Consider the following 25,479-nt stretch of genomic DNA (forward strand, 5'->3'; position numbering starts at 1 on the left):
GTCACGTTAAGCCCATCGCTCACACGTCGCCGCACTTCGCCGCAGCGTATGCCCCCGCCGATGGTTAGTCGTCCGATCATGCCACCGCAAATGAAGAAGCCCGCTTAGCAGCGGGCTTTTTTTGATCGGGTGGAAACGAGGGCGTCTGGGCAAGAGCTGACCTCCGGGCAGGCTTAGGATGTCCGATTTTGCATTGTCAACCATCGCGGGAGGTGCGAAGCTTCTCAAAGCCAACCCGATCTGCGAACCGCGCATACGCACCTGAGCACAAACTACTGAAAGGATTGCGGAATATGTATACTAAGCGCGATCTTCTTCGTTCGGCCGCCTTCGCAGCCATCACTGCAACAACGGCGAAGTCCGTCCCCGCGTACGCACAGACCAACGCCGACCGCCCTGGTTTCTTCCAGGCAAAAGACATTGCCGAAGCAGGGTTCATCTACGGCCTGCCGATAGTAATGAATTATGCTGTCATGCATGAATATGCGATTGATCGGAGTTCTGGGCAGTTCAAGGCTCCGTTCAATCAGATCAAGAACGAACCTAACGTCTTCACCTACAAAGATACGGCAATCGTCACGCCAAACAGCGACACGCCCTATTCCTTCGTGTGGCTGGATTTGCGGGCGGAGCCGGTGGTGCTCTCGGTGCCGGCGATCGACCCGAAGCGCTACTACTCGGTCATGCTCTGCGACGGCAATACCTACAATTACGGCTATATCGGCAGCCGAGCCACAGGGAGCGAGGCCGGCGACTACATGGTGGTCGGGCCCGACTGGAAGGGCGACACCCCGGCGGGCATCAAACAGGTGTTTCGTTCGAGCACACAGTTTTCCCTCGCGGGCTATCGCACCCAGCTTTTCGGCCCGGATGACCTCGACAACGTCAAGAAGGTGCAAGCTGGCTACAAGGTGCAGATGCTCTCGGCCTATCTGAAGCAGCCGCCGCCGCCAGCCGCGCCAACCATCGACTTCCCCAAGATCGACAAGGAACTCGTGAAGACGAACTTCTTTGAGTTCCTCGACTTTGCGCTGCAGTTCGCTCCGCCGCAGGAGAACGAGAAGGAGATACGCGCCCAGCTCGCAAAGATCGGCGTGGGACCCGGCAAGACCTTCAACTTTAAGGATCTTCCTCTGGAGCAAAAACTCGAAGTCGGCCTCGGCATGAAGGAAGGCCAGCGGAAGGTCGACGAGGCCGTCGCCAATGTCGGCAAGACGATCAATGGCTGGCGGGTTAGCGGTCTTCCAGGCGATAGTGCCCACTACAATGGCGATTGGTTGAAGCGTGCCGTCGCCGCTCAGGCCGGCATTTATGGCAATGACCCGGAGGAAGCGACCTATCCGTTTACGCGCGTTGACAGCGACGGTCAGATGCTCGACGGCAGCAAGAACAGTTACACCCTGACATTCGCACCGGGCCAGCAGCCGCCGGTAAACGCGTTCTGGTCGCTGACCATGTATGACGGCAAGTCCCAGCTCCTGATCGAAAATCCGATCAACCGATATCTGATCAACTCGCCGATGCTGCCGAACATGAAAAAGAATGCGGACGGATCGCTCACGCTCTACATCCAGAACAAGTCGCCGGGCGCCGACAAGGAAGCCAACTGGCTTCCTGCTCCAAACGACACAATTTACCTTGTCATGCGGCTCTACTGGCCGAAGACCGAAGCACCTTCGATCTTACCTCCAGGCCAAGGGACGTGGCAGCCGCCTGGCATAAAGCGGGTCACATAGAGCGAGCGAAAGAGAGCGTCACCTAAAGAATTGCGTCGAACACCTCATTTGACGGTGGGCGGCTGTGCAGCGTCGCCTTAGCGGTACTTCAAACCGATCTTCTTCGCCGACATGGGGTTCGTTGTAGCGCGAACCACCGATGCGACGGCCTACCGCCGGACGGCGTCGAAGCGAACCGCTGCTCGATCTGCTTGGACTCAAGAAGCTGTTGCGTGATGTCGTTCAGGCGACGCAGGTCGAACTCGCCGTTGACCATTTTCTTCAGTGCCGAACTGGTCACGCCAGCCGAGCCAGCTTCCTTGATCCAGCGGCCACGCTTTGGCTGACTCGCTGTCGCGAAGTGTTGTCGTTGTCGTGGCGCAATCGACGCGTGTCATGCTCAGCCAGCACTACAGCGCGGTCATCTGCGCGCATGCGGAGTAGCTTCTGCTCGATGCCGATATCGATCAGCGCAGCCCACGTCTGTGGGATATTCATTCGCAGCTTGAGCGCGAGGGCGGTGAGCTCGCCAGCGAGTTCGGCGGGTAGTGCTTCGAGCGAGGGGACCGGACAAAACCCGTACCCAAGCGTTGCCAGCGCAGCTTCAAGGCTTTCGAGGCCAGGTCGGTTTTTTCGACGCCACGCCTTCGTGGTGGCCCGGCGGACCCCGCTTCGCTCTTCCAGCGAGTCATACGTCATGCATTGTCGCGCCATCTCTGCGAAGACCAGCTTCACATGCGGCCCGACGTGCTCGGGCATCGTAACGGTCCGGGGGTTTTTGCGGCGCTTCCGGGTGGGCGGCGAAATCAGCGCGGTGCGGAAGTCGGGCGGATAAAGCGGGCTAGCGGACATTGGAAGGAATCCTGATGCAACTGAATTGCCTTCAGGATCGGACGAAGGGCTTTTGCGCTACAGCCCATTGCGATCGCCCTTGCTCATGGCTCCGCATCGCAGCCACGAGACGGTCCGAAAACAAAAAGTCACTTTTGAAATTTTGTATCTACCGGGGGCGGGGGGTCGCGCGTCACCCGCATGGGGGAGGGCCTTGGAAGGACCCAAGTCGAAAGAACGCTACAGAAAGACGCTGTTCACGAGCGGACAGAAAGCGACCAAACGAACGATGCCACTATTCCTCTACAATTCAGCGCTCCCGTGGCCGTGCCGCTAATGCTCTGAATTTCCTTCCACTTCCGGCGACACAAGGGACATTGCCGGACTTCCTGCTGGCCCGGCCTCGTCGCGAATGACCCTAAACGGTCATTGACAGATCGGCATTCGCCTATAGGACACTAAGGAATATCGCCGGGTCGAAATTACTCCAGCTTGATGTTTGCCGCGCGGATCACTTTCGCCCACCTTTGCGTGTCCTCAGCAACAAACTTTCCAAAGTCAGCGGGCGATAGAATAAGCGGCGTGAGGCCCAAATCAGCGTACCGCGCCTTGATTCCCGGGCTCGCGAGCCCCGCATTGATCTGACCGTTGAGCTTCTCGATGATCTCAGGCGGTGTGCCTTTCGGCGCACCCATCCCTGCCCAAGCGTGTGCCTCATATCCGGGAAGCGTTTCGGCAATGGTCGGCACGGCTGGCAGCGCGGACGAGCGTACGGGAGTGGTAACCGCCACGGCGCGAAGCTTCCCTGCCCTGATGAACTCAAGCGATGGAGACGCGCTGACGAACATGAGCTGGACTTGACCGCTGATTGCATCCGTGAGCGCAGGTCCCTCGCCGCGATAGGGTACGTGAGTCAAGTTCACGCCCGCCATGATCTTGAACAACTCGCCCGCTATGTGGCCCGGCGTCCCGTTACCGCCTGAAGCCATGTTAAGCTTTGCCGGATTTGCCTTGGCGTAAGCGATAATGTCGGAAACGCTCTTGCTGGAATGGGCAGGATGCATGACCAAGACTTGAGGCCCATGCACAATCCCTGCAACCGGCGCGATATCTCTGATGAAGTTGAAATTGAGCCTTTCGTAGAGCGTCGCGTTGATTGCGTTCGGCGTTAACGCCAGGAGGAGCGTGTAGCCGTCGGCAGGCGCACGTACAACCGCCTCGGTACCGATGTTGGTGCCAGCGCCCGGCCGGTTCTCGATGATGAATGGCTGGCCGAGCCGCTCGGAGAGCCATTGGCCTATCAGACGAGCGTGGAAGTCCCCCGAACCGCCAGCAGGACCGCCGACGATGATGCGGACCGGACGCGACGGATAGGTCTGCGCCCTTGCGATCCGCGACACGACCGGCAGCGCGGCAGCGCCCACGGCCAGACGGAGAAATTTCCGGCGGGGAAGTTTCATTCCAGTTCCTCCGCGGCGTTTGATCCGACGGGGAAGGGTGCGAGTAGACTAGTCCCTTTCCTATTATCCCGGAAGTGGCAATGTCGCCTATTGGCCCAACTCGGACCTCCAGAGTTGCCGCACGCTTATTGCCGCCGTGCCACGGGCACAGCAAATGCCGCTTGGGGCAACAAGGCCCTCCCGCGATTACCGCTCACAGATGCGCAACAAAGTGCTAAGCTGCGTTCCGCCCCTCCGGCGTGGTTAGTCTGGTCGTTTCGAGGGCACCGTGACCGAGCAGCGGGTTCAAAGGCGATTAGCGGCAATTCTGGCTGCCGACGTGGTCGGCTACTCTGCGTTGATGCAACAGGCTGAGGAAGCCACCTACGCTGAGTTCGAGCGGCTGAAGCGCGAAGTAATTGAGCCTGGCCTCTCCCGCCACGACGGGCGGCTGATCAAGACCACGGGTGACGGCGCGTTGGCCGAGTTCGCGAGTCCGTCGGCTGCGGTGCGATGCGCGGTGGAGATACAGGAAAGCATCGCGTCAGGCCGAAGCTCCCTTAAGCTGCGCATCGGGGTCAATCTCGGAGAGGTCATCGTCGGGGCTGACGGCGATCTATTTGGCGACGGGATCAACATCGCGGTCCGGCTAGAAGGGGTCGCCGATCCGGGCGGCATCCTGATTTCCGAGAAGGTGTACAGTGAGGTCCAAGGCAAGCTGGACGTTGGCTTCGAGGACCGGGGCGAACAGCAGCTCAAGAACATCACCAAGCCGGTTCGCGCCTACGCTGTCCGCGCGGGCGAGCATAGCGTGCCGACGGAGGGGCTAAGTGCCGCTCCTCGGCTTCCCGATAAGCCGTCCATCGCCGTGCTTCCGTTCGAGAACATGAGCGGCGATCCCGAGCAGGAATACTTCGCGGACGGCATGGTGGAGGAAATCATCACTGCGCTCTCCCGGTTCAAATGGTTGTTCGTGATCGCTCGCAATTCGAGCTTTACGTTCAAAGGCAAAGCCGTCGACATCAAGGAGGTCGGACGTAGGCTTGGCGTGCGCTATGTCCTTGAGGGGTCCGTGCGCAAGGCGGCGGGGAAAGTTCGCATCACAGGGCAGTTGATTGATGCGGTGACGGGCGCGCACATGTGGGCGGACAGGTTCGAGCGTGACCTGACGGACATGTTTGCGCTCCAGGACGAGGTAACGGTCGCCGTTCTCTCGGTCATTCAACCAAAGTTGTTTCAAACAGAGATTGGTATGGCGGCTCGGCGGCGACCGGAGAACCTCACCGCCTATGATATTTATCTTCGGGCCATGCAACAGTATTACCTGACGACCCGCGAAGGGAATGCCGAGGCGATCAGGCTGGCTCATCGCGCTTTGGAGCTAGACCCTCGGTCTGGCGTCGTTGCGGCTCTGGCAGCTATCTGTCACATGCAAAACGTCGTTTTTGGCTATGCTGTCGATCCTCAATTCGACCGGAAGGAAGCAGTTCGCCTTGTTCGTTTGGCCTTGAGCCTCGACGATGGTGATCCAGACACGTTGGCATGGGCTGGCATAATCTCGGCGTACATGGTTGGCGATAGTGAAAGTAGTGTCGAATTGGCGGACCGGGCGGTCGCGCTCAACCCAAATTCATTTCGTGCTTGGACCTGCAGAGGCCAAGTCTATAGAGTTGCGGGGCTGCCGGAGGAGGCGGTCAGGAGCTTTGAACGTGCCATCCGCATGAGCCCGGTAGACCCAGCGTTACACCTAACGCTTGCTGGGATGGCGCAGGCCTTTATTGAGCTTCGTCGCTTTGACGAGGCCATCGTCGCAGCGAAAAAAGCCCAACGCCACAACCCCTCCTCTCTAGCTTACCGCTGTCTCGCGCCCGCTTTCGCCCATGTCGGACGCGACGCGGAGGCGCGTGAGGCGGCGGCGCAACTGCTTGAGCTTGATCCCGCGTTTACAATATCCGCGTTCATCGCCCGCGGTGGGCAATCCAACGCGAAGCTGCAGATCGAGGGTCTTCGGAAAGCGGGGTTGCCCGAGTAGCTCTCCAATGCCCACGAGGTGATGATCGAATGGCGGCACTCTGCTGCCGCGCATGAATCCGGTTGTGGCCCCTCGCGTCATTTCGCTGCGATGCGGAATTTGATCGCTACGGGGGCATAGCGGACTCTCGCGAGCCGTCAGCTCGGTTGATTCGTGGGTTCACGTCCGAGGTCGTCAAAGAACGCAGCGATTGTTTTCCAGGGCGGTGAAAATACGTTTGCGAACTTCAGGCGGCCTGCCGCCTCCCGACCGATCTTGACGAAGGCGGCGCGCGACGGCATTCGCTCAACTTCAAGGCTCGCCAGCGGCCCCAGCCGTTCTTCCAGCCACACCCGGAGGGCGGCCGTGCCGCCGGCCAGGACACCGGGGAGATAGTAGCCAACGTAATGCTTCTGGCCGGGGCCGGCCTTCTGGTAGGTGAACTTTCGGACAGGAGAGGAGTCGGTGGAATCTCTAATAAGAGACTCTATAGAGAAACCACCGACTCCTCGCGCACCCCAGTCCGTCGTTCCGAACGCCAGTCCGGCGTCCCGGCTGTTCGTCAGAACCACGCCTTCCGCTGCCATGTCTGCGTCCGCCCCAGGCGCCACCTCATCCCACTGCACCACCTCGTGAACCGGGATCGGCAGCGGCACGTCGCAGACAATATCCAGCCAACACGACTCAGCGCGCCTATGGGGCCGCAGACGCCCATAGGCCTGACTGAGCTCGCCATTGGTGATCCGCCGCCGCAGCGCCTCGGCAATCGGTTCAGGGTGGTGATCCACCGTGGCCGCGACAACCGAGCCATCGGCAAGTTGGATACCGTCCGGATGTTTGTCGAAGAAATGACCTTCGCCACCGGAGACCGGCCGACCGGCAAAGACCGACGCCATGGCTTCAACGGCAGAGCGTTTGGGGGCGGGACGCCCAATCACGATCAGCCCGGCAACCGTTTGCATGTCGTTCATACCGGCCAGCGCACCAAAGTGCCGCGCGACAACGTTGGCCGGAAGCTGCCCGCCGATCCTCTCAAGCAACCCCTTGTAGGTGATGACCCCGATCCGGTCAGGTGCGGCCAATGCTGCCCGGAGCCGAATGAACCGGACAACGTCCAGCACGTTGCGCCGCTTGGGGCCCTGCCACAACCCGAGCTTTCCCATGCTGACCGGGGCGCCGATGACCTGCCGCACCCGGACGTGCTCCGGCCACTTGGCGGCAACGTCCGGCTGTTCGGTCACAACCGGAGTACAGCCGGGCGTTTCGATCTCGCCGAGTGCGATCGCGATCAGCGAAGCCGGCGGCGCAGTGGCATCAAGGACCAACGTCGGCGCATCACGCCATGACGAATGCACCGTCCGCAGCGGCGTTACGGAAACCTTGCTGCCTGCCACATTAATCCGCCCCGAGTGTGATCGGTCGCCAATGGTGGCCTCGATCTTCCATTCTTCGAGAAAAGTCGCGATCTCATGCCAAAGCGTCCCGGCATCCCGTGCCAGCTTGTTCCGGGCTGTATGACGATAGGCGACGGTCTTGAGTTCGCTTTCCCGCATGTCGGGGCGCAAGATCGAAGAAGTGACGCGGCGTTGTTCAAGCCAGCCGACCGCGTAGGCGTCTTCAGCATCGATCCCGTGGTTGATCAGCGCGGCGCGGGACAGCGGCCCGTCACCGTTCTTCTTGATCGCAGCGGCAAGCCGCGTCCGAAAGCGCGTTACTGCGTCGTGGTCGCCGTCACTACAGCCTTCGATCTTGGATTCGAGCAGCGCGGCAACGTCAATGTGCAGCGTATCGCCGATTGCGACGTCAATGAACGACTCATCAATCACAACTGCATCTGGCGGGAAAATGAAGTCCGGACGCTTAGTATACAGCAATGCCGCCGGGATCACCCAAACCAACGGACGTGCCTCGCGCTGGCGTTCCACGCCGCACACATTGGCAAGCGGGCAGCGGATAATCTCGTTATCGATCCTGCGCTCGCAAATAGAGTCTCGGACACTGACGCCCAGGTCACGCGCGGCTTTATAGGCCGGTAGGTTGCGACACATTACATGATCAGGTGCGAGTGGATCGGGCCGTTCATAGCCGCGATAGACTTCGGCCTTGACGCCAAGCCCGGCGAAGTCCGCCGCGATCTGCTCCGCTAGATCGTGGCGTGGAACGACATAGACGATGCGCCGACCCAGCCGAGCTTGCTTCGCGGCGTTCTCAATCGCGGTTTTGGTCTTCCCGATGCCAGCTTCGGACCGCGCCACCTTGACCGGGTGCACCGGCGGAATCAGCGGTGGCTTGAGTACCGCCTGATTCCTAACAGCGATGCCGTTCAAAATGGCGTCGGCAAGCTCGGGGCCGGTTAGTGTCCGAAGGCGCGCGGTGGCATCTTCAAGACTGACCCGATTGTCACGATATGTTGCCCGCACCCCCGGCACCGGGGCGGGTGCATCGGTCCAACCGATCTGCTCGCAGAGCCAGACGAACGCTCTGGCGTTATCGCGGTTGAAGAGACATTCTGCGACAAGCGTTACATCGTTGTATCCTCGCCCGCCGTGATCGACGATTTCGCCGCTATCGCGGATTGAAAGGCTCAGACCACGCTTGCCCGTCCTGCCGCTACCGGACTGGCGGAAGCTCGCCACCGCCCGCCAGCCGCCCGACACGCGGCGCAACCTTTGTAGGCCAAGCAGCGGCAGCCACTTGTAGCGCGCGGCCCTCGCGGCAAGGTCAAAGTCACGATCTACGCCGGCCGTATCACGGGGCCGCGCAGACTGTTCTACAGCCTCGCCACGCGGTTGCGCGCGCTCGTGAGCCTCCCAACCGAACCGCCGCAATACACCTTCCATCGCAGAGACATGCGTGCCGGTGAGCACCGGAAGGTCAGCAAGCGGAGTGTCGAGCAATGTCCGTTCGGTGGTCCACTCATAGGGCCGACCGGTGTAGGGATGGACAGAAGGCGGCAGGACGGTTTGCTTGCCGCTGGCCAGGAAGTCGAGCAAGCCGCGCTTTTCGGTGGTGCGGTAGTTCTTTGGCGGCAACGGCTCGGTGGCACGAAAGAAGGCTGTGAGTCCCTTGCGGCCTTTCTTCCCGACCAAGACAAGCGGCAGCACCTCAAGCAGGGGCGCAATCAGCGCGTCGTCGTCAATATCGACCGCAACGAGACCACCGAATCCGCAGGCGATGCCGACGCCCGCACCCGACCACCTTGACCAATGCTCGATGATCTTGGGATGCGCCTGCCGTTCGCAGAACACATGCCAACCCTTGAGGCGATACCACTCAGGCTCGCCGTCACGGTTAACGTCGAGCCTGCCCGGTTCCTTGCCTTTCGGATTCCAGTCATGCGGACCCCACTCGCCAATCGGCAGCGGCGAATAGCCGTGCGCGATCAGCCAAGGGGCCGTCAGAGCAAAAGGTGAGGCCATCGCTCAGAGCCAGAGCGCTGCGATATGCTGCCAAAGTGAGCGGTGGGGGTCCGACCAGAACAGGTCGCGCGTTGCTTCTTGAATTTGTTCGAACGAGAACAGCCGTTCCAAACCCGGAATTTCGGTGTTGCGGAAGAACACGCTGCCGTCCTCGAATACGCGCATTTCGTAGTCGCGGTGCAAGGCGGTGCGCATATACTTTTCGTGCCGCCGCGCCGCTGCAAGAACGGCGTCAGCGTTGATCGGCTTGTACATAGGAGACGCGACCCAGCGCTTATATGCTTGCTCGCACTTCGAGTCGGGGCTATAAAAATCGGGCTTCATCGGACTTTCCTTTCGTGTTTCGCATCGCCCGCCGCGCCAACGGCGGGTTTTGCATGTGTGGGTTATGAGGCGCTCGCACCGCCCGGCGCTATGGAGTTGGCTTGCATGAAGAGCGCAAGGTCTTCACGCCGATACCGCGGCGAGCGTCCGATGCGAACATAGGCAGGGCCGTAGCCCTCGCGTCGCCAACGTGCGAGCGTGATGACTGATTTTCCAAGGAAGTCAGCGACTTCGGCTTCGGTCAGAAGATTGATGCCCACGATCTTGCTCCGATCTGCTGTGAGGGACAGTGATTAGTCTTGAAGGGTTACGGTGGGTTTGTCGGGGGTGTTTGGGTATCCCTAACGAAAATCCTCTTCCTCAAGGCAAACGTCGCCGAACACGCGGCAGGCACCGCGTGTCGGTGTTGAGGTATTGTTGAGGGTAGGGCCGCCGGACGGCGATCAGGTGTTGGCTTCGAGCCAATCCGCATAGTGCCGCAGTGCCGTAGCTGCGAGCTTAGCGTCGGTAATGCTCAGGGTAATCTCTGCCGTCGTCTCGGCGTGGTCGAGAACCTTAGCGAGTTCAGTTGCGTAGGTCGGTTGGTCCAGGTCGAGTTCGGTCATCGCCATCACCTCACGCCGCACGCTTGCCTATCGCGCTGTTCAGCATACGCGAACGAAACGCCTCGATTTCGTCGGCATCCCAATAGCGCCGCTGCCGAATCTTGGTCGGCTTCGGAAAGCCGAGCGCCGCGTCATGCAGCCAACGCCACAGGGTCATTTGGCTTGCGCCACCAAAGATCGCGCAAACTTCGCTTGAAGACAGAAGACGTTTAGACACGTGCGTTAGCCTTTGTGCTGTTAAGTGATGCACAAGAGCTAACCCTACGCCATGGTGATTGTCGCCCTCGTTTAAACGGCGATTTCGCAAGACGTTTTAAAACCGGCTTTGCGACGGATCATCCGTCGAAACGCGCCGGATCGTTTCTGCCGAACACCTTTCGCGATGCGGTCAGGATTCGTTCAATCTCTTTGTGGCTTAAATTATATTCGTCAGCTAACGCGGCAAGCGCATCGGTGGGGCGCGAACCGTCGCGCAACCTTTCCCAATAGTCGCAAACGATGTCGCCGTTTCTACGACTCAACAGCAGGCCTTCCGCAGGCTCTTTGCCGCGTGTACAGCCCCACGCCTGCGCAACCGCCTTTGCCTCGATTTTCGCGCGGCGGTCGCCTTGCCAAGCCGCCAGTGCTGGCTTTGCCACCTCGGCGGCGAAACGGTCGATCTCTGCGGTGATGATGTCTGGCACCGGCAGATTGTGTTTTCTCGCGAGATGATAAGCGAGCCACGCGGCTGCCGGATTGCACGTCTCCAAAAAGATGCCAGTGAGTTCGCTCAATTCAAGCTCTTGCGCGGAAGGCAGCTTCGTCATCGATCACGCCTCCGCTTTCTTGAGGGGAACGACATTCGACTCGCGAGCCGTGGTCAGATTGTTGAGGAAGTCAGCCCACAATTCGAGCGCGCGCCGCTTCTCCCGGTCGAAGCTATATTTTTGATAGACGGCCATCACGCCTCGCATCTGGTGGTTCAGCACGCGCTCGACCGTCACCACGTCCACACCAAGCCGGGGCATCGTTGTGGCCGCTGTTCGTCGCAGGTCATGCAACCGCCAAGGTGCGACAGTGGTGGCCTCTGGATCGTCGCCGCGCATCTCCGCTTCCTCGCGCACCACCGCAAGCATGGCGTCGTCAATCGCGGTTTTTGCACGAGCGGCCGAGAACGACGCGAATACGCGCGGCGAGTTCGCGAGCCGGTCCATGCCGGTCAGAATTTCGACCGCGCTAGGTGACAGGGGGATGGTATGCGATCGGCCGTTCTTCGACCGCGAGCCGGGCAGCACCCACGTCGGCGTGTCGCTGGTCAGATCAAGTTCTGACCATTCCATTGCGCCCACCTCGTTCAAACGCTGCGCCGTCAGCAAAAGCAGATGAAAGAACTGCCGCCGGGGCCATTCCAGCCGCTCGATTGCGCGCAGCAAGAGCCGCAATTCATCGTCCGTCAAAACACGGTCGCGCGGCACCTCCTTCACGACGGCGGTGCCCTCAAACGGATTAGCTCCGGTCAGTTCCTTGCTCGCACACCACGCAAAAAAATGGCGCCCATAGGCACGTAGCCGCTTCGACTGGACCGGCGCGCGCGCCTTCACCGCGTCCAGCAAGCGGATCGCGTCCCCGCGCTGGATGTCGTCCACTCGCCGTTTGGCCCAGCCCTTCAATTCCTTATCCAGAACCCGGCGCACCTCACGGCCAGACTTCAACCCATCAACGTGGTCGGCGTAGTACCTCGTCAACACATTTTCGACGGTATCGTCCCTCCGCCGTGCCTCCCGTTCGTCCGCCGCGATCCGGGCGGCCTCAGCCCGCTTTTCGGCCCTGCGTCGGTCGGCCGGATCGCCTCCGGTGGCGCGGAGCCGGCTAGCGTCGTTCGCCGCATTGCGCGCTTCGGCCAGGGAAAGCGCCCCCGGGCCAGCAGCGCGCCCCAACGTGACCTTCACAGGTTTCCCGCCCTCACGCTCGTAACGATATGCCCAGGACTTCGCGCCAGATGGCTGGACCACCAGCCGCAACCCCGGTTGTTGGCTGTCAGCGATCTCATATCGATTGTCCTTTGGGGAGGCATGACGGACGTGTGGGTCCGTGAGCTTTACGGGCATCTGATTGTTTCCGGGGTATGGGCTGGGGTATGGGAAATTGGCGTTAGGGTAGGGGGGCGAGAGTTAGTAACATTGCGTCACTATAGCCAGCAAACTATTGAAGATAAATACAAAAAGAAGATTTTGAGGGATGGAATGTGACGGTTAGTTTTGCCGAGATGGCTGACTGTAAATCAGCCGCCGTATGGCTTCGAAGGTTCGAGTCCTTCCTTCCCCACCAGCCTTCGCTCGCGAAGCGAGAGAAGGCTGCCGCGCCGAAGCCCAACGGGCGAAGGCGGGCTGTGGCCGCGAACTACGGCTCGGCAAGCCACAGCAAGATGCCTGGCGACTGAACTCCAATCCTGCCGCGTCAGCCGCCAATAAGCCAAGCCCCGAAATTCAAGGACACGCGCTGTGTCGAGCCCGAAGCGCTGCTCGTTCGGTGTCATCGAACTCCGCAGCATACAACTCCCGAACAGTTTGGTGACACTCGCACGCGCGGCGCTGCAGGAGATCCTGGTCCAGGATGCTTAGCTTGCCCCTGCTGTACGAGATCAGCCCCTCCTTTTGCAGTTGGCTGGCAACACCGGTGACGCTGGTTCGCCTCACACCCATCATCTGCGCCAAAAATTCCTGCGTCACCGGCAGTTCGGTGCCCACCAGATCGCACATCCTGACCAGCCACTTACAGGTCCGCTGTTCAACGTTGTGAACCGCGTTGCAGGCAGCCGTCTGCTGCACCTGTCCGAGGAGGAATTGTTCGTACTTGATGAGCAGTGCGAGCAGGTCAGGAGAAGACAGGGCAACCGCTTTGAGGTGCTCCGCATCCACGACGCTCGCCAGGCCGGATACCTGGACCACCACTTTATGCAGCGACGCCTTGCTATCGATCGCTTGTGCAGCCCCGAAAACCCCATCGTTTCCGATCATGCCGCTTTCGATCGTCCAACCATCTTCCAGTTCAACAACGCAGGAAAGGATGCCGCCGTGCGGGAAGTACACCTGATTGACGCGCGCGCGGCTCTCCGCAACGACCTTGCCGCGTTGCATTTCGATAACGCGAAGATGCGGCCGGAGATCTTCGAGATCGACAGGGCTTGCTCGGGACAGAATACGATTGGCTGAATGAGGCATCGTATCTCCTTTCCTTTGCAGGCGGGAGCACAACACTCTCAGTCACCAACGCCTACGAGCACTGGTTGTGTCGGTGATGCATTCAATGTGGGGGTCGGTCGCCCCGATAGCGAGTCAATAATGTTTGTTTATAAGGTCCGTTGCGATGATAAGGTCCGTTGCGATGCGGTATGGCAGTGCCGCTAGGCATCCGCAGCCTCATCGCCAGCGAGGAACGTCAGCCCTGACCGGGTTCGCTCGAGGTTTCCGGCAAGGATTCGCCGGGAAGATAGAGCCTGATCGGGCGGACTTCGTAGACGGCGGATGGATTGGCGCGCCGCAGGTCGCGGGCAATCGCGATCGCTTCCTCCTCGTTGGCGCAATTCAACACGTACAGACCCAATAGCTGCTCCTTGGTCTCGGCAAACGGTCCGTCGATGACCATTCCCGCGCCCGGTCCGCGCAAGGTGCGGGCTTCCGCCGTGCCGCCCAGCCGCGCCGCCGGCCCGAGCACCTTCTTGGCGTTGAGCCGCTCATGCACTGCCAGCAGTTCGCTCATCAGGGCCGCGTCCTCCTCCGCCGTCCAGGATGTGACCTCGGCTTCGACGTGATAGGCCAGCATGGCGTAGAGCATCGCTTTCTCCTTTATGGCGGGCCGGACTGGGCTGCCTTTCGAGGACGTTTAAGAAATAGGACGTTTAAGAAATAAAAAGGCGCGGCGGGACAACTCCCGTCGCGCCCCAACTGTTGTGCTCGCTGGTCCAGGGCTGAGAGCGCCCCGATGCCAGGCCAAAAGACATGCCTAGCGGGCGATCCCAGCGAGGTGACAGCGCTTGGTATAAGACACTGGATCACCTCCTTTCGTTGTTGATGGAAATCCGAATATAAGCGGCGAATCTGCCCCTGTTAAGGGGTGCGGACCTGGTCGAAAGGTCTGCACAGGACATGCGGACAGGGTCGGCGGGGCGGTTGAGGCCGCCTGCGCGTCGTGTTAGGTCAACGCCAGCGCGGGTGTAGCTCAATGGTAGAGCAGCAGCCTTCCAAGCTGAATACGAGGGTTCGATTCCCTTCACCCGCTCCAGCCTTCGCTCGCAAAGCGAGGGAAGGCTGCCGCGCCGAAGCCCAGCGGGCGAAGGCGGGCTCGTGGCCGCGAGCTACGGCTAGGCAAGCCGTGGCATGAACGGGAAGCGAGCGGTCTTTGTTTGACGGGAAGGACAGGCGGCAGGTCTGATGCGCATCATCTACTTCAGCCTCGGTTGGGTGATGGTTGCGCTCGGCGTGATCGGCCTGGTGATGCCGCTGATGCCGGGCACGGTTTTCCTGATCGTTGCAGTGGCGTGTTTTGCGCGCTCGTCGCCGCGGTTCGAGGCATGGCTGCTGGACCATCCGACATTTGGCAAACCGCTGCGGGATTGGCGCGCTGCCGGAGCCATCCCACGGTCGGCCAAGGCCATGGCTTGCGCGGGAATGACGATCGGGTTTCTCGTGTTCTGGTACAGCGTCGAGCCGTCATTGCCGCTTGCCGTAGCTGTGGCGGTCATGTTCCTTGCTTGTGCCGTCTATGTCGTTTCACGGCCGGCGATGGCCGATGGGGACGGCATCTAGCGGGTTCGATTCCGTTCACCGCTCCGTCGGTCAAAATTTAATCAAAATTGTCCCTGACAGCGTGTCCGCAAGTTGATGCGCCGCAGGCATCTGTGGCTTACACGGACACGCGCTGATTGCGCGTGTGGCGAGTTGGCGGCAATTCCGTGCATTTCTTGGGCGAAAATACGCGCTCAGTAACCATGCCTTACGGAACGCCTGGACTCGCCACAAAATCAATCCGATTGAGACACAATGTCGGCGAGTAGGGTTGAAACGGTGCCCGCTCGCATCACGCGATTATTATTTTGCAGAGTATGGGCTCACAGGGGGACTGTAATGGGAGCTACGATCGGCATCACTCGCTGGCGAATGGAACAATTGTCCTGGGCTTCGGCCCGCGACGCCATGCGCCGGTTCAACATCATCCCTCGGCGCAACGCGGCAGCGGCGCTGGTGTTGGCCGCGATGGCCGGCTCGATGATGAGCGATCAGGCGTACGCGGCTCCTCCGGGCAGCAATGAAATCCGGATCGGCAACACCGCTCCCTATACCGGTCCGGCTTCCGCCTACGGCGTCATCGCCAAGGTCATCTCGGCCTATCTGGACAAGGTCAACGCCGAGGGTGGCATCAATGGCCGCAAGGTCAATATGATCACCTATGACGACGCCTATGACCCCAACAAAACCATGGAGATGACCCGCAAGCTCGTCGAGGAGGACCAGGTTCTCTTCACCTTGGGGACCATCGGTACGAACACCAACGCGGCGATCCAGCCCTATCTGAACTCAAAAAAAGTCCCGCAGCTTTATGCCTTGTCGGGCGCAGCAGCCTGGGACCAGCCGCGCGAATTTCCCTGGACCATGGGCTTCCTGCCGACCTACACGGCTGAAGCGCAAATTTTTGCGCAGTATATCCTGGAGAACCATCCCCGCAGCCGGATCGCCGTCCTCTACCAGGAGGATGGCATGGGCAAGGAGTACTTGAAAGGCCTGAAGGACGGTCTGGGCGGCAAGGTCGCGATCGTTGCCGAGGCTCCCTACAAGGTCACCGACACCAATATCGATGCGCAGATGGCCAAGCTGAAGGCGTCCAATGCCGACGTCTTCATTGAATTCACCACGCCGAAATTCGCCATCATGGCGATCCGGCGAAGCGTCGAACTCGGCTGGCGGCCGAACCATTTCGTGGCGTCCATCGCCAATTCGTACTCGGCGGTGATTCAGCCGGCGGGCCCGCAAAATGCGGAAGGCCTGTTGTCGGCGGCATACAGGCTGGAGGGCGAAGACGCGGCGGCGGCCGGTGACGTGGCGTTCCGCGAGTGGAGCGCCTTCATGCAGCGCTATGTTCCGAGCGTGAGCAAGACCAACGGCCAGGCCGTCCTTGGCTATCTGGTCAGCAGGACTCTGGTCGAGGTGCTGAAGAACTGCGGCGACGATCTCTCACGCGAAAACATCATGAAGCAGGCTCGCGCGATCAAGGGTATCCAGCTTCCCATGATGGTGCAGGGCATCCTGATCAACACCAGCCCCTCGGATCATGCGCCGATCGAGCAGATGCGGATGATGCGCTTTACCAATGGCAATTGGCAGCACTTCGGCCCGGTGCGAAGCGGCATCGATCCGGGCGCCGTCTCTGATTCGTTCAAGACGATCTTCAAGTACGGCACCGCCACCAAGCGCGATCTGGCCAACCAACTCAACGCCAATACCGTGAGCCTGATGACGGGCTCGTTCGGCTCCACCTATGCTCAGGTGGGCGCCGATCTCGCCTCGGTGCTCGACAATGGCACGGCGCTGCGGATCCTGCCGGTCATGGGCCGCGGATCGGTGCAGGCGGTGGCGGACATTTTGCTGCTGCGGGGCGTCGACGCCGGCATCGTGCGCAAGGACACGCTGGCCTATCTCGACCGCAAGGACTTCGCCAAGGACATCCGCAACCAGTTCGTCTACGTGGCCAAGATGTTCAACGAGGAAATGCACGTCCTCGCGCCGAGGACGATCACCAACATGCGGGAACTCGACGGCAAGACCGTGGTGGTCGATTTGCCCGACAGTTCGACCTTCGTGACCGCGATCAACGTATTCGAGCGGCTCGGGATCAGGCCGCATCTGATCTACCAGGAGCCGCGACTGGCAGTGGACATGCTGCGCAAGGGTGAGGTCGACGCGATCGTTGCGATCGAAGGCAAGCCGTTGCAATGGCTGAACCAGGTCAACGATCGCAACCTGCATCTGGTCCCGGTCGACTACGCCAAGACGCTGCAGGAGGAATATCTGCCTTCCAAGCTTTCTTCGGGGGACTACCCGGGCCTTGTGCCGGATGGCGGCTACGTCGAGACGGTTGCGGCAGAAGCGGTGCTGGCGTCGTATAACTGGGCGCCGAACAGCGATCGCTACCGCCGCCTGTCGCTGCTGGTGGACACGATGTTCGACAAGGTCGCGCAGTTGCAGCGTCCGCCGTTCCATCCGAAGTGGAGGGAAATGGCGCCGCGGGCGACGGTGTCCGGCTGGACCCGCTTCAAGGCGGCGCAGGAATGGCTCGACCGCAACATGCCTCCGGGCGCGGCCGTATCGGCAGCATCGGGTGCCGTGCCGGCGCCGGTTGCCGCGCCAGCCGCCGCCGCATTCTCCCCGCAGGAGCGCGATCCCCTGTACCGCGAATTCCTGGAATGGCGCGCCAGCCGCGCCAAGGCCGGCGCGAACAGGTAGTCAGGCGATCGGCAATAACGATTGGACAATCGCAGCGGGCGGCTCCTTCCACAGGGCCGCCCGTTTCGCTGCTAGCGGTGGGTGACTGGAATGGTCCGGTTCATAGAACACCTTTGATGTCCGTTTTCGCGAAATCGCTCCCGACAAAGAGCAGGGGGCAGCGATGCTGTTTCGCGACCTCATAGGAGAAGCAGTCGCCGAGGTTGAGTCCGGCGGCGTGAATGCCTTTTCCCCATCGTGCATAGGCCTGCGCGGCCCTTCGTGCCGAGGCCAGCGAAACGGCAATGGCGTTGAGGCCAAGCCCGTCAATCAGGCTTCCCATCTCGTCGCCGACGTTTCGGTGGTCCGCAACGATCAATGCCTCGGCGATGGTTACCGCCGAGATCAATAGCTCGTCTTCTGTTTCCAGCGCGGCGATGCAGGGGTCGGCCTCGGCTTCACCGAGCACGACAGCCATAAGAGCAGACGTATCGACGGCGATCATCCGGGCAGGCCGTCATCGCCGTATAGGAAATCCTGACTCCTGGCGGCGTCGGGCCCGGCCGCGGCCTTTGTCGCGCCGCTGGCGCGCGCGGCTTCAAGCAAGGCGCGACGCGCCTTACGGTCCGGCGCTGCCGCGATCGGAACCAGACGCACGGCCGGCAGGCCATGGCGGGTCAGGATGACTTCGTCGCCGGCTTCGGCGCGTCGCACCAGCTCGGTCAATTGTCCTTTGGCTTCGGAGACGGGGATGCGCATGAGGCGTCTTGTTCGATTATCGATGGCTTGGGAAGAATAGACCAATTAGTGGTCCAATTCAATTGTTGCGTGCGAGAGGGAGCGCAATCGATCGGAGCCCTCGTCGCAGCTCCAGTCAGCGATGGATACCTACATGCCGACAATGCAGGGCTCAGCCGCACAAAATAGTGTATCGGCAAGCATCGCAGCGCCGGATTCTGTTCCCGCGCCACCACGCCAAAAATTCGGAGGACGTTCATGTCGGCTCTGCCACTATCGGGCATCAAAATTCTCGACCTGACGCGGGTGCTCGCTGGTCCCTTGTCGGCGCAGATGCTCGCCGATCTCGGCGCCGAGGTGATCAAGATCGAACGTCCCGGCGGCGGCGACGACGCGCGCGCCTTCGGCCCGCCTTACCTGAAGGATCCCGAGGGCAAGCAGAACAATAACAACTCGTTCTACCTCTGCGCCAACCGCAACAAGAAATCCCTTACCGTCAATATCGCGGCCCCGGAGGGCCAGGAGATCATTCGCGAGCTCGCCAAGAGCTGCGACGTGATGATGGAGAATTACAAGGTCGGCGATCTCAAGCGCTACGGGCTCGATTACGAATCGATCAAGGCGATCAATCCCGGCATCATCTATTGCTCGGTGACCGGCTTCGGCCAGACCGGCCCTTACGCGCCGCGCGCCGGTTACGACGCGATCCTGCAGGCAATGGGCGGCTTGATGAGCGTCACGGGCCATATCGACGGCGAGCCCGGCGCCGGCCCGATGAAGGTCGGCCCCTCGATCGTCGACTACATGACCGGCATGAACTCATCGATCGGCATTCTGGCCGCGCTCTATCACCGCAAGGTTAATGGCGGGGAGGGGCAGCATGTCGACGTCTGCCTGTTCGACACCGTTATCGCCGCGCTGTCGCATTACGCACAGATCTTTCTCGTCAACGGCCAGACCCCGCCGCGGCGCGGCACCTGGGGTAATGGCGGCATGCCGGCCGGCGTGTTCCGATGCACCGATGGGGAATTGATGCTGGTGGTCGGCAATGACGGCCAATTCCAGCGCACCTGCGCCGTGCTCGGCGCGCCCGAACTCGCCACCGATCCGCGCTTCGTCAAGAACAACGACCGCGTCGTCCACGGCAAGGAGATCATGGCGATCTTCGCCGGGCTGTTCCTGAATAAGCCGGTCGCCTACTGGCTGGAAGAACTGGAGAAGGCCGGCGTGCCCTCGGGTCCTATCAACGATTTCTCGCAGGTGTTTTCCGATCCGCATGTCCGCTCGCGCGGCATGCAGGTCAAGGTCAACCATCCGCTACAGTCCGACCTGTCGCTGATCCGCAATGCCATCACTTTCTCCGGGACGCCGGTGAAGGAATATCGCGCGCCGCCGCTGCTCGGCGCGGATACCAAGGACGTGCTGGCGACGATTGGTTATGACGAGGCAAAGGTGGAAGCGCTGAAGGAGAAGAAGATCGTCTGATCTCGACATCGATACTTCCACCTCAATCGAAGCATGGTGGCATCGGATTGAGCTAACTTGCACCCTCGATCAGGTCTGCTCGAGAGGTGCAACGATGAAACGGGAAGTCATTCGCGTCGAACCGATCTCGTCCTGGCTTGCAAAGCGGGGCGCGCCGGTATCGCCGGTCACGCGCGGCGGCGGCATGGTGTTCGTCTCCGGCCTGCCGCCGTTCGATCCCGACACCGGCGAGCTCTTCGCTGGCCCGATCGAACGCCAGACCGAACTCGTCCTTCAGCAATTGAAGCTGTGCCTGGAGATCGCGGGCACATCGTTGCAAAATGTCATGAAGTGCAACGTCTACTGCACCTCGGTAGCGCATTTCGCCACGGTCAACGCGATCTACGCGCGCTACTTCCCGGAAGATCACCCGGCGCGCATCTTCGTTTGCGTTCCCGAATGGTTCGCACCGTTCGATATCGAGATTGATTGTGTCGCCGTGATGTAGGGCGTTCCAATCAACGCAGGCCCTGCCGGTCGACCAGGATCCGGTGAATCTGGATGAACTCGGGGAGTTCGATCAAGAACTCAGGATCGCGGTCGAGATGGTGCACCTTCGTCGGCTCGCCCTTGGTGAAAGCCGTCATCGCCTCGAGGTTCGGCCAATAGGAGATGGTCGTGAACCAGCTCTCATGTTCACGATCCTCCCGGAATAGCTGGACGCCAAGCGCGGTCTTCTCCAGCGGCGGGATTCCTTCGGCTTTGATATAGGCTTCATAGCTATCCGCAATTTCGGGCCGCGTCCGGCCGCGCCAGATGCGGGCGATGGTTGGCTGGGTTGGCATCGGCATTCCTCTCGGTGATCTTCGCCAGTAGTGAGGCGTCCACTTGCCTCAACGCTACAACTGCCGAGCGAGCCCGAGCGTTCCGAGCCATTCGAGGTGCGCTAGCTTCACCTCGCGCGCATTGGCGTGGGTTGGATATCCCGCACGACCGGAGCTACCGACGGCGAACTGATTCGCCGCCCGCGTAAGTACGTCGCGAGCATGTCGCCTCATATTCCGTTGTCATCGTCCGCGAAGTGTTTAGTCCGGAGACATGGCTGACACCTGTTCGGACACATCACTGACAGGTTGGCCATTGGTCAGGTCGATCGATGCGACTTGCCAGCTGGCAAAGAAGATACCGTAGTTGCCGTCGCGATCGAGCGGTCGAATGGCGAGACGCTCGCCGACAAAGGCTTGCGGAACTCTCCAGAACTGCCCCTTGAAAGAGATATAGCTGCGCGTTGACGAGTCCAACTCACAGGTCTTGCCGGGTCAGTCTCCCGTGCGGCACCACGGGTCGCGCCGCCGCTTTTTTCGCCGGCGCCTCGCCGCCGGTCAGTGCCATCACGGAGACCGAAACGACGCGGTCGATGATGGCATCGACGTCGTTGAGGTCGCATTGTCCTTCCGACAATCTGGACAGCCGTTCTTTTTCCCGGATGGTATGATGCGACATTGCCAGCGCGAAATGCAGTCCCCAATAGAGTTCGGCGTCGTCGCGGCCGGGGAGCGAGCGGCGCATCGCGGCGATGAATTTTCGCAGATGGTCGACCTCGCGGTTCTTGATGCGGCGGATCGGCGGCACCGATTCAATCGAGGCGCGGATCATGAAGCGCGCCGCGGTCGAGCCTTCGCGGTCGGGCCCGAGGCAGCCGCGCAGGGGAGGGCCGACCAGCGCGTGGAAGATGGTGTCGATCGGCGCGCGGCCACCGCCTTTTTCCTCCGCAAGCTTCAACTCGTTGAGCCGCTCGCGGTTGGTGGCGAGGCTGCGGGTGACGAACAGTTCCGCGATCAGTTCGTCCTTGGAACCGAAATGATAGTTCACCGCGGCGAGATTGACGTTGGCTTCCGCGACGATGTCGCGCAGCGTTACGTCGCCGAAGCCGCGATCGGCGTAAAGCTTTTCCGCGGCGGCAAGGATGGCAGACCGGGTCCGATCGCTCGACATATCTGGCCCCCGTTTGGGGAGTTGCAATTCAAACAGTTGTATGAAACTATCGTTTGAAGGGCTGGAAATGTCAATAACGTTTGCGAACGTGTCGCATCTCCAGCCGACCGGACTGTCAGGTTCGCAAAACGGCTTGCCGGCCGTGAGTGGCGGGCAGACAGTGCGGCCAAACGCGATTTTCAGAAGCCGAGAGCCGAGGAGCGTCCCATGAATTTCGATATGTCAGACAAGCAAAAGGAATGGCTGAACCGCGTGCGCGCGTTCATGAACACGCATGTCCGCCCCGCGGTGCCGATCTATAAGCAACAGGACGCGCAGGGTGAGCGCTGGAAGGTGATCCCGATCCTGGAAGATCTGAAAAAGAAGGCGCGCGCCGAAGGCCTCTGGAACATGTTCATGCCGCCGTCCTCGCATGAGGACGATGAATTCCGTGGCGCAGGATTGACCAATCTGGAATACGCTCCGCTCTCCGAGGAGATGGGCCGCATCAGTTGGGCGTCCGAAGTCTTCAATTGCTCCGCGCCCGATACCGGCAACATGGAAGTGTTCATGCGCTATGCCACCAAGGAGCAGAAGCGCAAATGGCTGCGTCCGTTGATGGACGGCGAGATCCGCTCCGCCTTCCTGATGACCGAGCCTGCGGTGGCATCCTCGGACGCCACCAACATCGAAACCCGCATCGAGAAGGATGGCGATCATTACGTCATCAACGGCCGCAAATGGTGGTCGTCCGGCGTCGGCGATCCCCGCTGCAAGGTCGCGATCCTGATGGGCAAGACCGACCCGAACGCGGCGCGTCACCAGCAGCAGTCGCAGATTATCGTTCCGCTCGACACGCCCGGCATCAAGGTGGAAAAAATGCTGCCGGTGTTCGGCTTCGACGATGCGCCGCACGGCCACGCCCAGGTGCTGCTGGAGAACGTCCGCGTTCCCAAGGAGAACATCCTGCTCGGCGAGGGCAAGGGCTTTGAGATCGCACAGGGCCGTCTCGGTCCGGGCCGTATCCATCACTGCATGCGCACCATCGGCAAGGCTGAGGAAGCGCTGGAGAAGATGGTGCGCCGGCTGTCGTCGCGCACCGCGTTTGGCAAGAAGATCATCGAGCATTCGGTCTGGGAGCAGCGCATCGCGGAAGCCCGCATCGACATCGAGATGAACCGCTTGCTGTGCCTCAAGGCTGCCGACATGATGGACAAGGTGGGCAACAAGACCGCGCAACTCGAGATCGCCATGATCAAGGTGGCGGCGCCGAACATGGCGCTGAAGATCATTGACAACGCGATCCAGGCGTTCGGCGGCGGCGGCGTCTCCGATGACGCCGGACTGGCGGTGGACTACGCGCATGTGCGCACGCTGCGGCTGGCGGACGGTCCGGACGAGGTGCATAACCGCGCCATTGCCAGACTTGAACTTCGGAAGTATGCAAACGCTACGCACTAACGGGACGCCATCGATGGCGCTCCCCAAAGTCCAAGAAGAATCCAAGGGAGCGTCATCGTGGCGGACGGCGTCAGGAAAGACGAAGAGTTCTCAGGCACCAAGGAAGTCGAAGAGCGCCATCGCATCAATGAGGCGAGCCTCGACGGCTGGATGCGCGAGCATGTCGAGGGCTACCAGGGGCCGCTAAAGGTCCTGCAGTTCAAGGGCGGCCAGTCTAACCCGACCTACAAGCTCGAAACGCCGGCCCGATCCTACGTGATGCGCCGAAAACCGTTCGGCAAATTGCTGCCGTCAGCGCATGCGGTCGACCGCGAGTTCCGCGTCATTGCAGCGCTCGGCAAGCAGGGCTTTCCGGTCGCGAAGGCCTACGCGCTGTGCACCGACGATGCCGTGATCGGGGCCGCCTTCTACATCATGTCGATGGAAGACGGCCGGGTATTTTGGGACCCGACACTGCCGAGCCAGACGCCGGACGACCGGCGCAAGATCTTCACCAGCAAGATCGAGACGCTGGCGAAGCTCCACGTCTTCAATCCGGAAGCGATCGGGCTTGGCGATTTCGGCAAGCCGGGCAATTATTTCGCGCGCCAGATCGACCGCTGGACCAAGCAATACCGCGCCTCGGAAACCCAGCACATTCCGGAATTCGAAAAAGTAGCCGAATGGCTGCCGCGAACTGTACCTGAACAGAAGCGCGTCTCGATCGTTCACGGCGACTACCGCCTCGACAACATGATTTTCCACGCGACGGAACCGCGGGTGCAGGCGGTGCTGGACTGGGAGCTGTCGACGCTCGGCGATCCCATGGCCGACTTCACTTATCTGTTGATGCAGTGGACCATGCCGGGCTTGGAAAAAGCCGATCTCAAGGCGCTGAACATTCCGAGCGTGGAGGAGGCGGCGCAGATCTACTGCAACGTCACCGGCATGGAAGTGCCCGATCTCAACTGGTATTTCGCCTACAACATGTTCCGCCTCGCCGGCATTACGCAGGGTATCGCCGGACGTATTCGCGATGGCACCGCTGCGAACGCCAAGGCGCTGGAGTCGGCGGCGCGCACCGTGCCGCTGTCGAAGTCTTCCTGGGAATACGCTCAGAAAGCCGGCGCGACCTAACGGAATTGGCACTCTCTCCGAATATCCGCGGCAGCCTGCTCATGGCGGTGTCCATGGCGGCGTTCACCATGAACGACTCCATCACCAAGGCGGTGTCGTCAGAGATGAACTTCGGCCAGGTGATGCTGGTGCGCGGGCTGTTCGCGATCGTGCTGGTCGCAGCGTTCGCCTGGCATCAGGGTGCGTTGCGTCCGCTGCGCACGCTGGTGCAAAAACCGGTGGCGCTCAGGGTGATCGGCGAGATCGGCGGCACGATCTCGTTCATGGCAGCGCTCGTGCATCTGCCGCTCGCCAACACCTCGGCGATCTTCCAGGCGCTGCCGCTGGCGATCACGCTCGGCGCCGCAGTGATATTTGGCGAGCCGGTCGGCTGGCGGCGCTGGTCGGCGATTGTTGCAGGCTTCGTCGGCGTGCTCATCATCGTGCGGCCGGGGTTGGCAGGCTTCAGCGAGTACTCGCTGTTCGCGCTGGTGTCGGTGGCGTTCTGCGCACTGCGCGACCTCGCAACGCGGAAAATTCCGGCGAAGATTCCGTCGCTGTTCATCACCTTGCTGACGACCGTCACGGTGACGGCGGCCGGCGGGGCCATCCTCGTTCCGCTCGGCGGCTGGACGCCGCCATCGGCGAGCGCCCTTGGCCTGCAGGCGCTGGCCGCGGTGCTGCTGCTGATCGGCTATCAATGCATCATCTCGGCGCTGCGCTCGGGCGACATCTCGGCGGTGGCGCCGTTCCGCTACTCCGCGCTGCTGTGGGCGATGCTGCTCGGCTATCTCCTGTTCGGCGATGTACCCGATGCCATGATGGTGCTGGGCGCCTCGATCATCGTGTTGTCAGGCCTCTACGCCTTCTACCGCGAGCGCATCCGTCACCGTGCGCTGGCAGCAGAGTCATCGGGCCTGCCGCCCGACGGGTTGTGATCATGATGCGA

At 61.1% G+C, this 25,479-nt stretch carries 24 protein-coding genes, 1 tRNA gene and 1 pseudogene; 10 read left to right on the forward strand and 16 right to left on the reverse strand.

Annotated features, from left to right (window positions below; all coding sequences use genetic code 11):
• Window positions 1–293: 293 nt before the first annotated feature.
• The gene (locus tag V1278_RS18420) at window positions 294–1,736 is read left to right on the forward strand and encodes a DUF1254 domain-containing protein (protein WP_334381818.1); all 1,443 of its coding nucleotides are present in this window, start codon (window positions 294–296) and stop codon (window positions 1,734–1,736) included.
• Between the two features lie 276 nt (window positions 1,737–2,012).
• On the opposite strand, the gene V1278_RS18425 is transcribed toward V1278_RS18420, so the two are convergent.
• Together V1278_RS18425 and V1278_RS18430 are read right to left on the reverse strand one after the other, a co-directional pair.
• On the reverse strand, window positions 2,013–2,567 hold the full coding sequence (locus V1278_RS18425; protein ID WP_334381819.1) for a hypothetical protein: 555 nt from the start codon (window positions 2,565–2,567) through the stop codon (window positions 2,013–2,015).
• 461 nt (window positions 2,568–3,028) lie between these two features.
• The gene (locus V1278_RS18430; RefSeq protein WP_442894635.1) at window positions 3,029–4,006 is read right to left on the reverse strand and encodes a Bug family tripartite tricarboxylate transporter substrate binding protein; all 978 of its coding nucleotides are present in this window, start codon (window positions 4,004–4,006) and stop codon (window positions 3,029–3,031) included.
• A gap of 268 nt (window positions 4,007–4,274) precedes the next feature.
• On the opposite strand from V1278_RS18430, the gene V1278_RS18435 reads away from it, so the two are divergent.
• Complete coding sequence (locus tag V1278_RS18435) at window positions 4,275–6,017, forward strand: adenylate/guanylate cyclase domain-containing protein (protein WP_334381821.1); 1,743 nt, start codon at window positions 4,275–4,277, stop codon at window positions 6,015–6,017.
• Window positions 6,018–6,154: 137 nt separating this feature from the next.
• Here the strand turns inward: V1278_RS18435 and V1278_RS18440 are convergent, their stop codons facing one another.
• The 9 genes from V1278_RS18440 to V1278_RS18480 all read right to left on the reverse strand — a co-directional run bounded on the left by V1278_RS18440 (window position 6,155) and on the right by V1278_RS18480 (window position 14,157).
• On the reverse strand, window positions 6,155–9,415 hold the full coding sequence (locus V1278_RS18440; RefSeq protein WP_334381822.1) for a bifunctional DNA primase/polymerase: 3,261 nt from the start codon (window positions 9,413–9,415) through the stop codon (window positions 6,155–6,157).
• 3 nt (window positions 9,416–9,418) lie between these two features.
• Window positions 9,419–9,739 (reverse strand): hypothetical protein, encoded by a 321-nt coding sequence (locus V1278_RS18445; protein WP_334374551.1) that lies wholly within the window; start codon window positions 9,737–9,739, stop codon window positions 9,419–9,421.
• 62 nt (window positions 9,740–9,801) lie between these two features.
• Complete coding sequence (locus tag V1278_RS18450) at window positions 9,802–9,999, reverse strand: helix-turn-helix transcriptional regulator (protein WP_334381823.1); 198 nt, start codon at window positions 9,997–9,999, stop codon at window positions 9,802–9,804.
• Between the two features lie 183 nt (window positions 10,000–10,182).
• Window positions 10,183–10,344 (reverse strand): hypothetical protein, encoded by a 162-nt coding sequence (locus V1278_RS18455; RefSeq protein WP_334381824.1) that lies wholly within the window; start codon window positions 10,342–10,344, stop codon window positions 10,183–10,185.
• A gap of 10 nt (window positions 10,345–10,354) precedes the next feature.
• On the reverse strand, window positions 10,355–10,501 hold the full coding sequence (locus V1278_RS18460) for a hypothetical protein (RefSeq protein ID WP_334381825.1): 147 nt from the start codon (window positions 10,499–10,501) through the stop codon (window positions 10,355–10,357).
• 178 nt (window positions 10,502–10,679) lie between these two features.
• Complete coding sequence (locus tag V1278_RS18465; protein WP_334381826.1) at window positions 10,680–11,150, reverse strand: hypothetical protein; 471 nt, start codon at window positions 11,148–11,150, stop codon at window positions 10,680–10,682.
• Between the two features lie 3 nt (window positions 11,151–11,153).
• On the reverse strand, window positions 11,154–12,431 hold the full coding sequence (locus V1278_RS18470) for a tyrosine-type recombinase/integrase (protein WP_334381827.1): 1,278 nt from the start codon (window positions 12,429–12,431) through the stop codon (window positions 11,154–11,156).
• 378 nt (window positions 12,432–12,809) lie between these two features.
• Window positions 12,810–13,544, reverse strand: coding sequence for a Crp/Fnr family transcriptional regulator (locus V1278_RS18475; protein WP_334363401.1), 735 nt, complete (start codon window positions 13,542–13,544; stop codon window positions 12,810–12,812).
• Between the two features lie 217 nt (window positions 13,545–13,761).
• On the reverse strand, window positions 13,762–14,157 hold the full coding sequence (locus V1278_RS18480; protein WP_334381828.1) for a YciI family protein: 396 nt from the start codon (window positions 14,155–14,157) through the stop codon (window positions 13,762–13,764).
• Between the two features lie 373 nt (window positions 14,158–14,530).
• Here V1278_RS18480 and V1278_RS18485 point away from each other — a divergent pair.
• The 3 genes from V1278_RS18485 to V1278_RS18495 all read left to right on the forward strand — a co-directional run bounded on the left by V1278_RS18485 (window position 14,531) and on the right by V1278_RS18495 (window position 17,819).
• A tRNA-Gly gene (locus tag V1278_RS18485) sits at window positions 14,531–14,604 on the forward strand.
• A gap of 149 nt (window positions 14,605–14,753) precedes the next feature.
• A complete protein-coding gene (locus V1278_RS18490) occupies window positions 14,754–15,128 on the forward strand; it encodes a YbaN family protein (protein WP_334381829.1) in 375 nt (124 codons plus the stop codon).
• Window positions 15,129–15,446: 318 nt separating this feature from the next.
• Window positions 15,447–17,819 carry an ABC transporter substrate-binding protein gene (locus V1278_RS18495; protein ID WP_334381830.1) on the forward strand — a complete coding sequence of 791 codons (2,373 nt, stop codon included), beginning with the start codon at window positions 15,447–15,449 and terminating at the stop codon, window positions 17,817–17,819.
• Between the two features lie 100 nt (window positions 17,820–17,919).
• On the opposite strand, the gene V1278_RS18500 is transcribed toward V1278_RS18495, so the two are convergent.
• Both V1278_RS18500 and V1278_RS18505 read right to left on the reverse strand, forming a co-directional pair.
• Window positions 17,920–18,303, reverse strand: coding sequence for a type II toxin-antitoxin system VapC family toxin (locus V1278_RS18500; RefSeq protein ID WP_334381831.1), 384 nt, complete (start codon window positions 18,301–18,303; stop codon window positions 17,920–17,922).
• Window positions 18,300–18,557, reverse strand: a complete 258-nt coding sequence (locus V1278_RS18505; protein ID WP_334363395.1) for a type II toxin-antitoxin system Phd/YefM family antitoxin — start codon at window positions 18,555–18,557, stop codon at window positions 18,300–18,302. Before V1278_RS18505 ends, V1278_RS18500 begins: the two co-directional genes overlap by 4 nt.
• A gap of 237 nt (window positions 18,558–18,794) precedes the next feature.
• Between V1278_RS18505 and V1278_RS18510 the strand changes: the two genes are divergently transcribed.
• Together V1278_RS18510 and V1278_RS18515 are read left to right on the forward strand one after the other, a co-directional pair.
• Window positions 18,795–20,021, forward strand: a complete 1,227-nt coding sequence (locus tag V1278_RS18510) for a CaiB/BaiF CoA transferase family protein (RefSeq protein ID WP_334381832.1) — start codon at window positions 18,795–18,797, stop codon at window positions 20,019–20,021.
• Between the two features lie 94 nt (window positions 20,022–20,115).
• Complete coding sequence (locus tag V1278_RS18515; protein WP_334363392.1) at window positions 20,116–20,508, forward strand: RidA family protein; 393 nt, start codon at window positions 20,116–20,118, stop codon at window positions 20,506–20,508.
• A 10-nt stretch (window positions 20,509–20,518) separates the two neighbouring features.
• On the opposite strand, the gene V1278_RS18520 is transcribed toward V1278_RS18515, so the two are convergent.
• The 3 genes and pseudogenes from V1278_RS18520 to V1278_RS18530 form a co-directional block, all read right to left on the reverse strand.
• Entirely contained in the window at window positions 20,519–20,845 is a 327-nt protein-coding gene (locus V1278_RS18520; RefSeq protein ID WP_334381833.1) for an antibiotic biosynthesis monooxygenase family protein, read from the reverse strand.
• Between the two features lie 240 nt (window positions 20,846–21,085).
• Window positions 21,086–21,295: pseudogene (locus tag V1278_RS18525) on the reverse strand (IS481 family transposase); the annotation flags it as partial.
• 7 nt (window positions 21,296–21,302) lie between these two features.
• Complete coding sequence (locus V1278_RS18530; RefSeq protein WP_334363390.1) at window positions 21,303–21,995, reverse strand: TetR/AcrR family transcriptional regulator; 693 nt, start codon at window positions 21,993–21,995, stop codon at window positions 21,303–21,305.
• A 207-nt stretch (window positions 21,996–22,202) separates the two neighbouring features.
• Here V1278_RS18530 and V1278_RS18535 point away from each other — a divergent pair, with 207 nt between their 5' ends.
• From V1278_RS18535 to V1278_RS18545, 3 genes are read left to right on the forward strand one after another with little or no spacing between them, the layout of a single operon-like run.
• Complete coding sequence (locus tag V1278_RS18535) at window positions 22,203–23,435, forward strand: acyl-CoA dehydrogenase family protein (protein ID WP_334363389.1); 1,233 nt, start codon at window positions 22,203–22,205, stop codon at window positions 23,433–23,435.
• A 57-nt stretch (window positions 23,436–23,492) separates the two neighbouring features.
• Window positions 23,493–24,551 carry a phosphotransferase family protein gene (locus V1278_RS18540; RefSeq protein ID WP_334363388.1) on the forward strand — a complete coding sequence of 353 codons (1,059 nt, stop codon included), beginning with the start codon at window positions 23,493–23,495 and terminating at the stop codon, window positions 24,549–24,551.
• A 5-nt stretch (window positions 24,552–24,556) separates the two neighbouring features.
• The gene (locus V1278_RS18545; RefSeq protein WP_334363387.1) at window positions 24,557–25,468 is read left to right on the forward strand and encodes a DMT family transporter; all 912 of its coding nucleotides are present in this window, start codon (window positions 24,557–24,559) and stop codon (window positions 25,466–25,468) included.
• Window positions 25,469–25,479 lie beyond the last annotated feature (11 nt).

It is taken from the genome of Bradyrhizobium sp. AZCC 1577 (genome assembly GCF_036924575.1).
Taxonomy (GTDB): domain Bacteria; phylum Pseudomonadota; class Alphaproteobacteria; order Rhizobiales; family Xanthobacteraceae; genus Bradyrhizobium.

What these genes read in the sequence shown, in the direction of transcription:
- V1278_RS18470 (WP_334381827.1), bottom strand. Translation starts at nt 12,431, where the DNA reads ATGCCCGTAAAGCTCACGGACCCACACGTCCGTCATGCCTCCCCAAAG.
- V1278_RS18440 (WP_334381822.1), bottom strand. Translation starts at nt 9,415, where the DNA reads ATGGCCTCACCTTTTGCTCTGACGGCCCCTTGGCTGATCGCGCACGGC.
- V1278_RS18420 (WP_334381818.1), top strand. Translation starts at nt 294, where the DNA reads ATGTATACTAAGCGCGATCTTCTTCGTTCGGCCGCCTTCGCAGCCATC.
- V1278_RS18505 (WP_334363395.1), bottom strand. Translation starts at nt 18,557, where the DNA reads ATGCGCATCCCCGTCTCCGAAGCCAAAGGACAATTGACCGAGCTGGTG.
- V1278_RS18500 (WP_334381831.1), bottom strand. Translation starts at nt 18,303, where the DNA reads ATGATCGCCGTCGATACGTCTGCTCTTATGGCTGTCGTGCTCGGTGAA.
- V1278_RS18510 (WP_334381832.1), top strand. Translation starts at nt 18,795, where the DNA reads ATGTCGGCTCTGCCACTATCGGGCATCAAAATTCTCGACCTGACGCGG.
- V1278_RS18490 (WP_334381829.1), top strand. Translation starts at nt 14,754, where the DNA reads ATGCGCATCATCTACTTCAGCCTCGGTTGGGTGATGGTTGCGCTCGGC.
- V1278_RS18465 (WP_334381826.1), bottom strand. Translation starts at nt 11,150, where the DNA reads ATGACGAAGCTGCCTTCCGCGCAAGAGCTTGAATTGAGCGAACTCACT.
- V1278_RS18430 (WP_442894635.1), bottom strand. Translation starts at nt 4,006, where the DNA reads ATGAAACTTCCCCGCCGGAAATTTCTCCGTCTGGCCGTGGGCGCTGCC.
- V1278_RS18455 (WP_334381824.1), bottom strand. Translation starts at nt 10,344, where the DNA reads ATGACCGAACTCGACCTGGACCAACCGACCTACGCAACTGAACTCGCT.
- V1278_RS18425 (WP_334381819.1), bottom strand. Translation starts at nt 2,567, where the DNA reads ATGTCCGCTAGCCCGCTTTATCCGCCCGACTTCCGCACCGCGCTGATT.
- V1278_RS18475 (WP_334363401.1), bottom strand. Translation starts at nt 13,544, where the DNA reads ATGCCTCATTCAGCCAATCGTATTCTGTCCCGAGCAAGCCCTGTCGAT.
- V1278_RS18480 (WP_334381828.1), bottom strand. Translation starts at nt 14,157, where the DNA reads ATGCTCTACGCCATGCTGGCCTATCACGTCGAAGCCGAGGTCACATCC.
- V1278_RS18515 (WP_334363392.1), top strand. Translation starts at nt 20,116, where the DNA reads ATGAAACGGGAAGTCATTCGCGTCGAACCGATCTCGTCCTGGCTTGCA.
- V1278_RS18530 (WP_334363390.1), bottom strand. Translation starts at nt 21,995, where the DNA reads ATGTCGAGCGATCGGACCCGGTCTGCCATCCTTGCCGCCGCGGAAAAG.
- V1278_RS18495 (WP_334381830.1), top strand. Translation starts at nt 15,447, where the DNA reads ATGGGAGCTACGATCGGCATCACTCGCTGGCGAATGGAACAATTGTCC.
- V1278_RS18445 (WP_334374551.1), bottom strand. Translation starts at nt 9,739, where the DNA reads ATGAAGCCCGATTTTTATAGCCCCGACTCGAAGTGCGAGCAAGCATAT.
- V1278_RS18460 (WP_334381825.1), bottom strand. Translation starts at nt 10,501, where the DNA reads ATGACCCTGTGGCGTTGGCTGCATGACGCGGCGCTCGGCTTTCCGAAG.
- V1278_RS18535 (WP_334363389.1), top strand. Translation starts at nt 22,203, where the DNA reads ATGAATTTCGATATGTCAGACAAGCAAAAGGAATGGCTGAACCGCGTG.
- V1278_RS18520 (WP_334381833.1), bottom strand. Translation starts at nt 20,845, where the DNA reads ATGCCAACCCAGCCAACCATCGCCCGCATCTGGCGCGGCCGGACGCGG.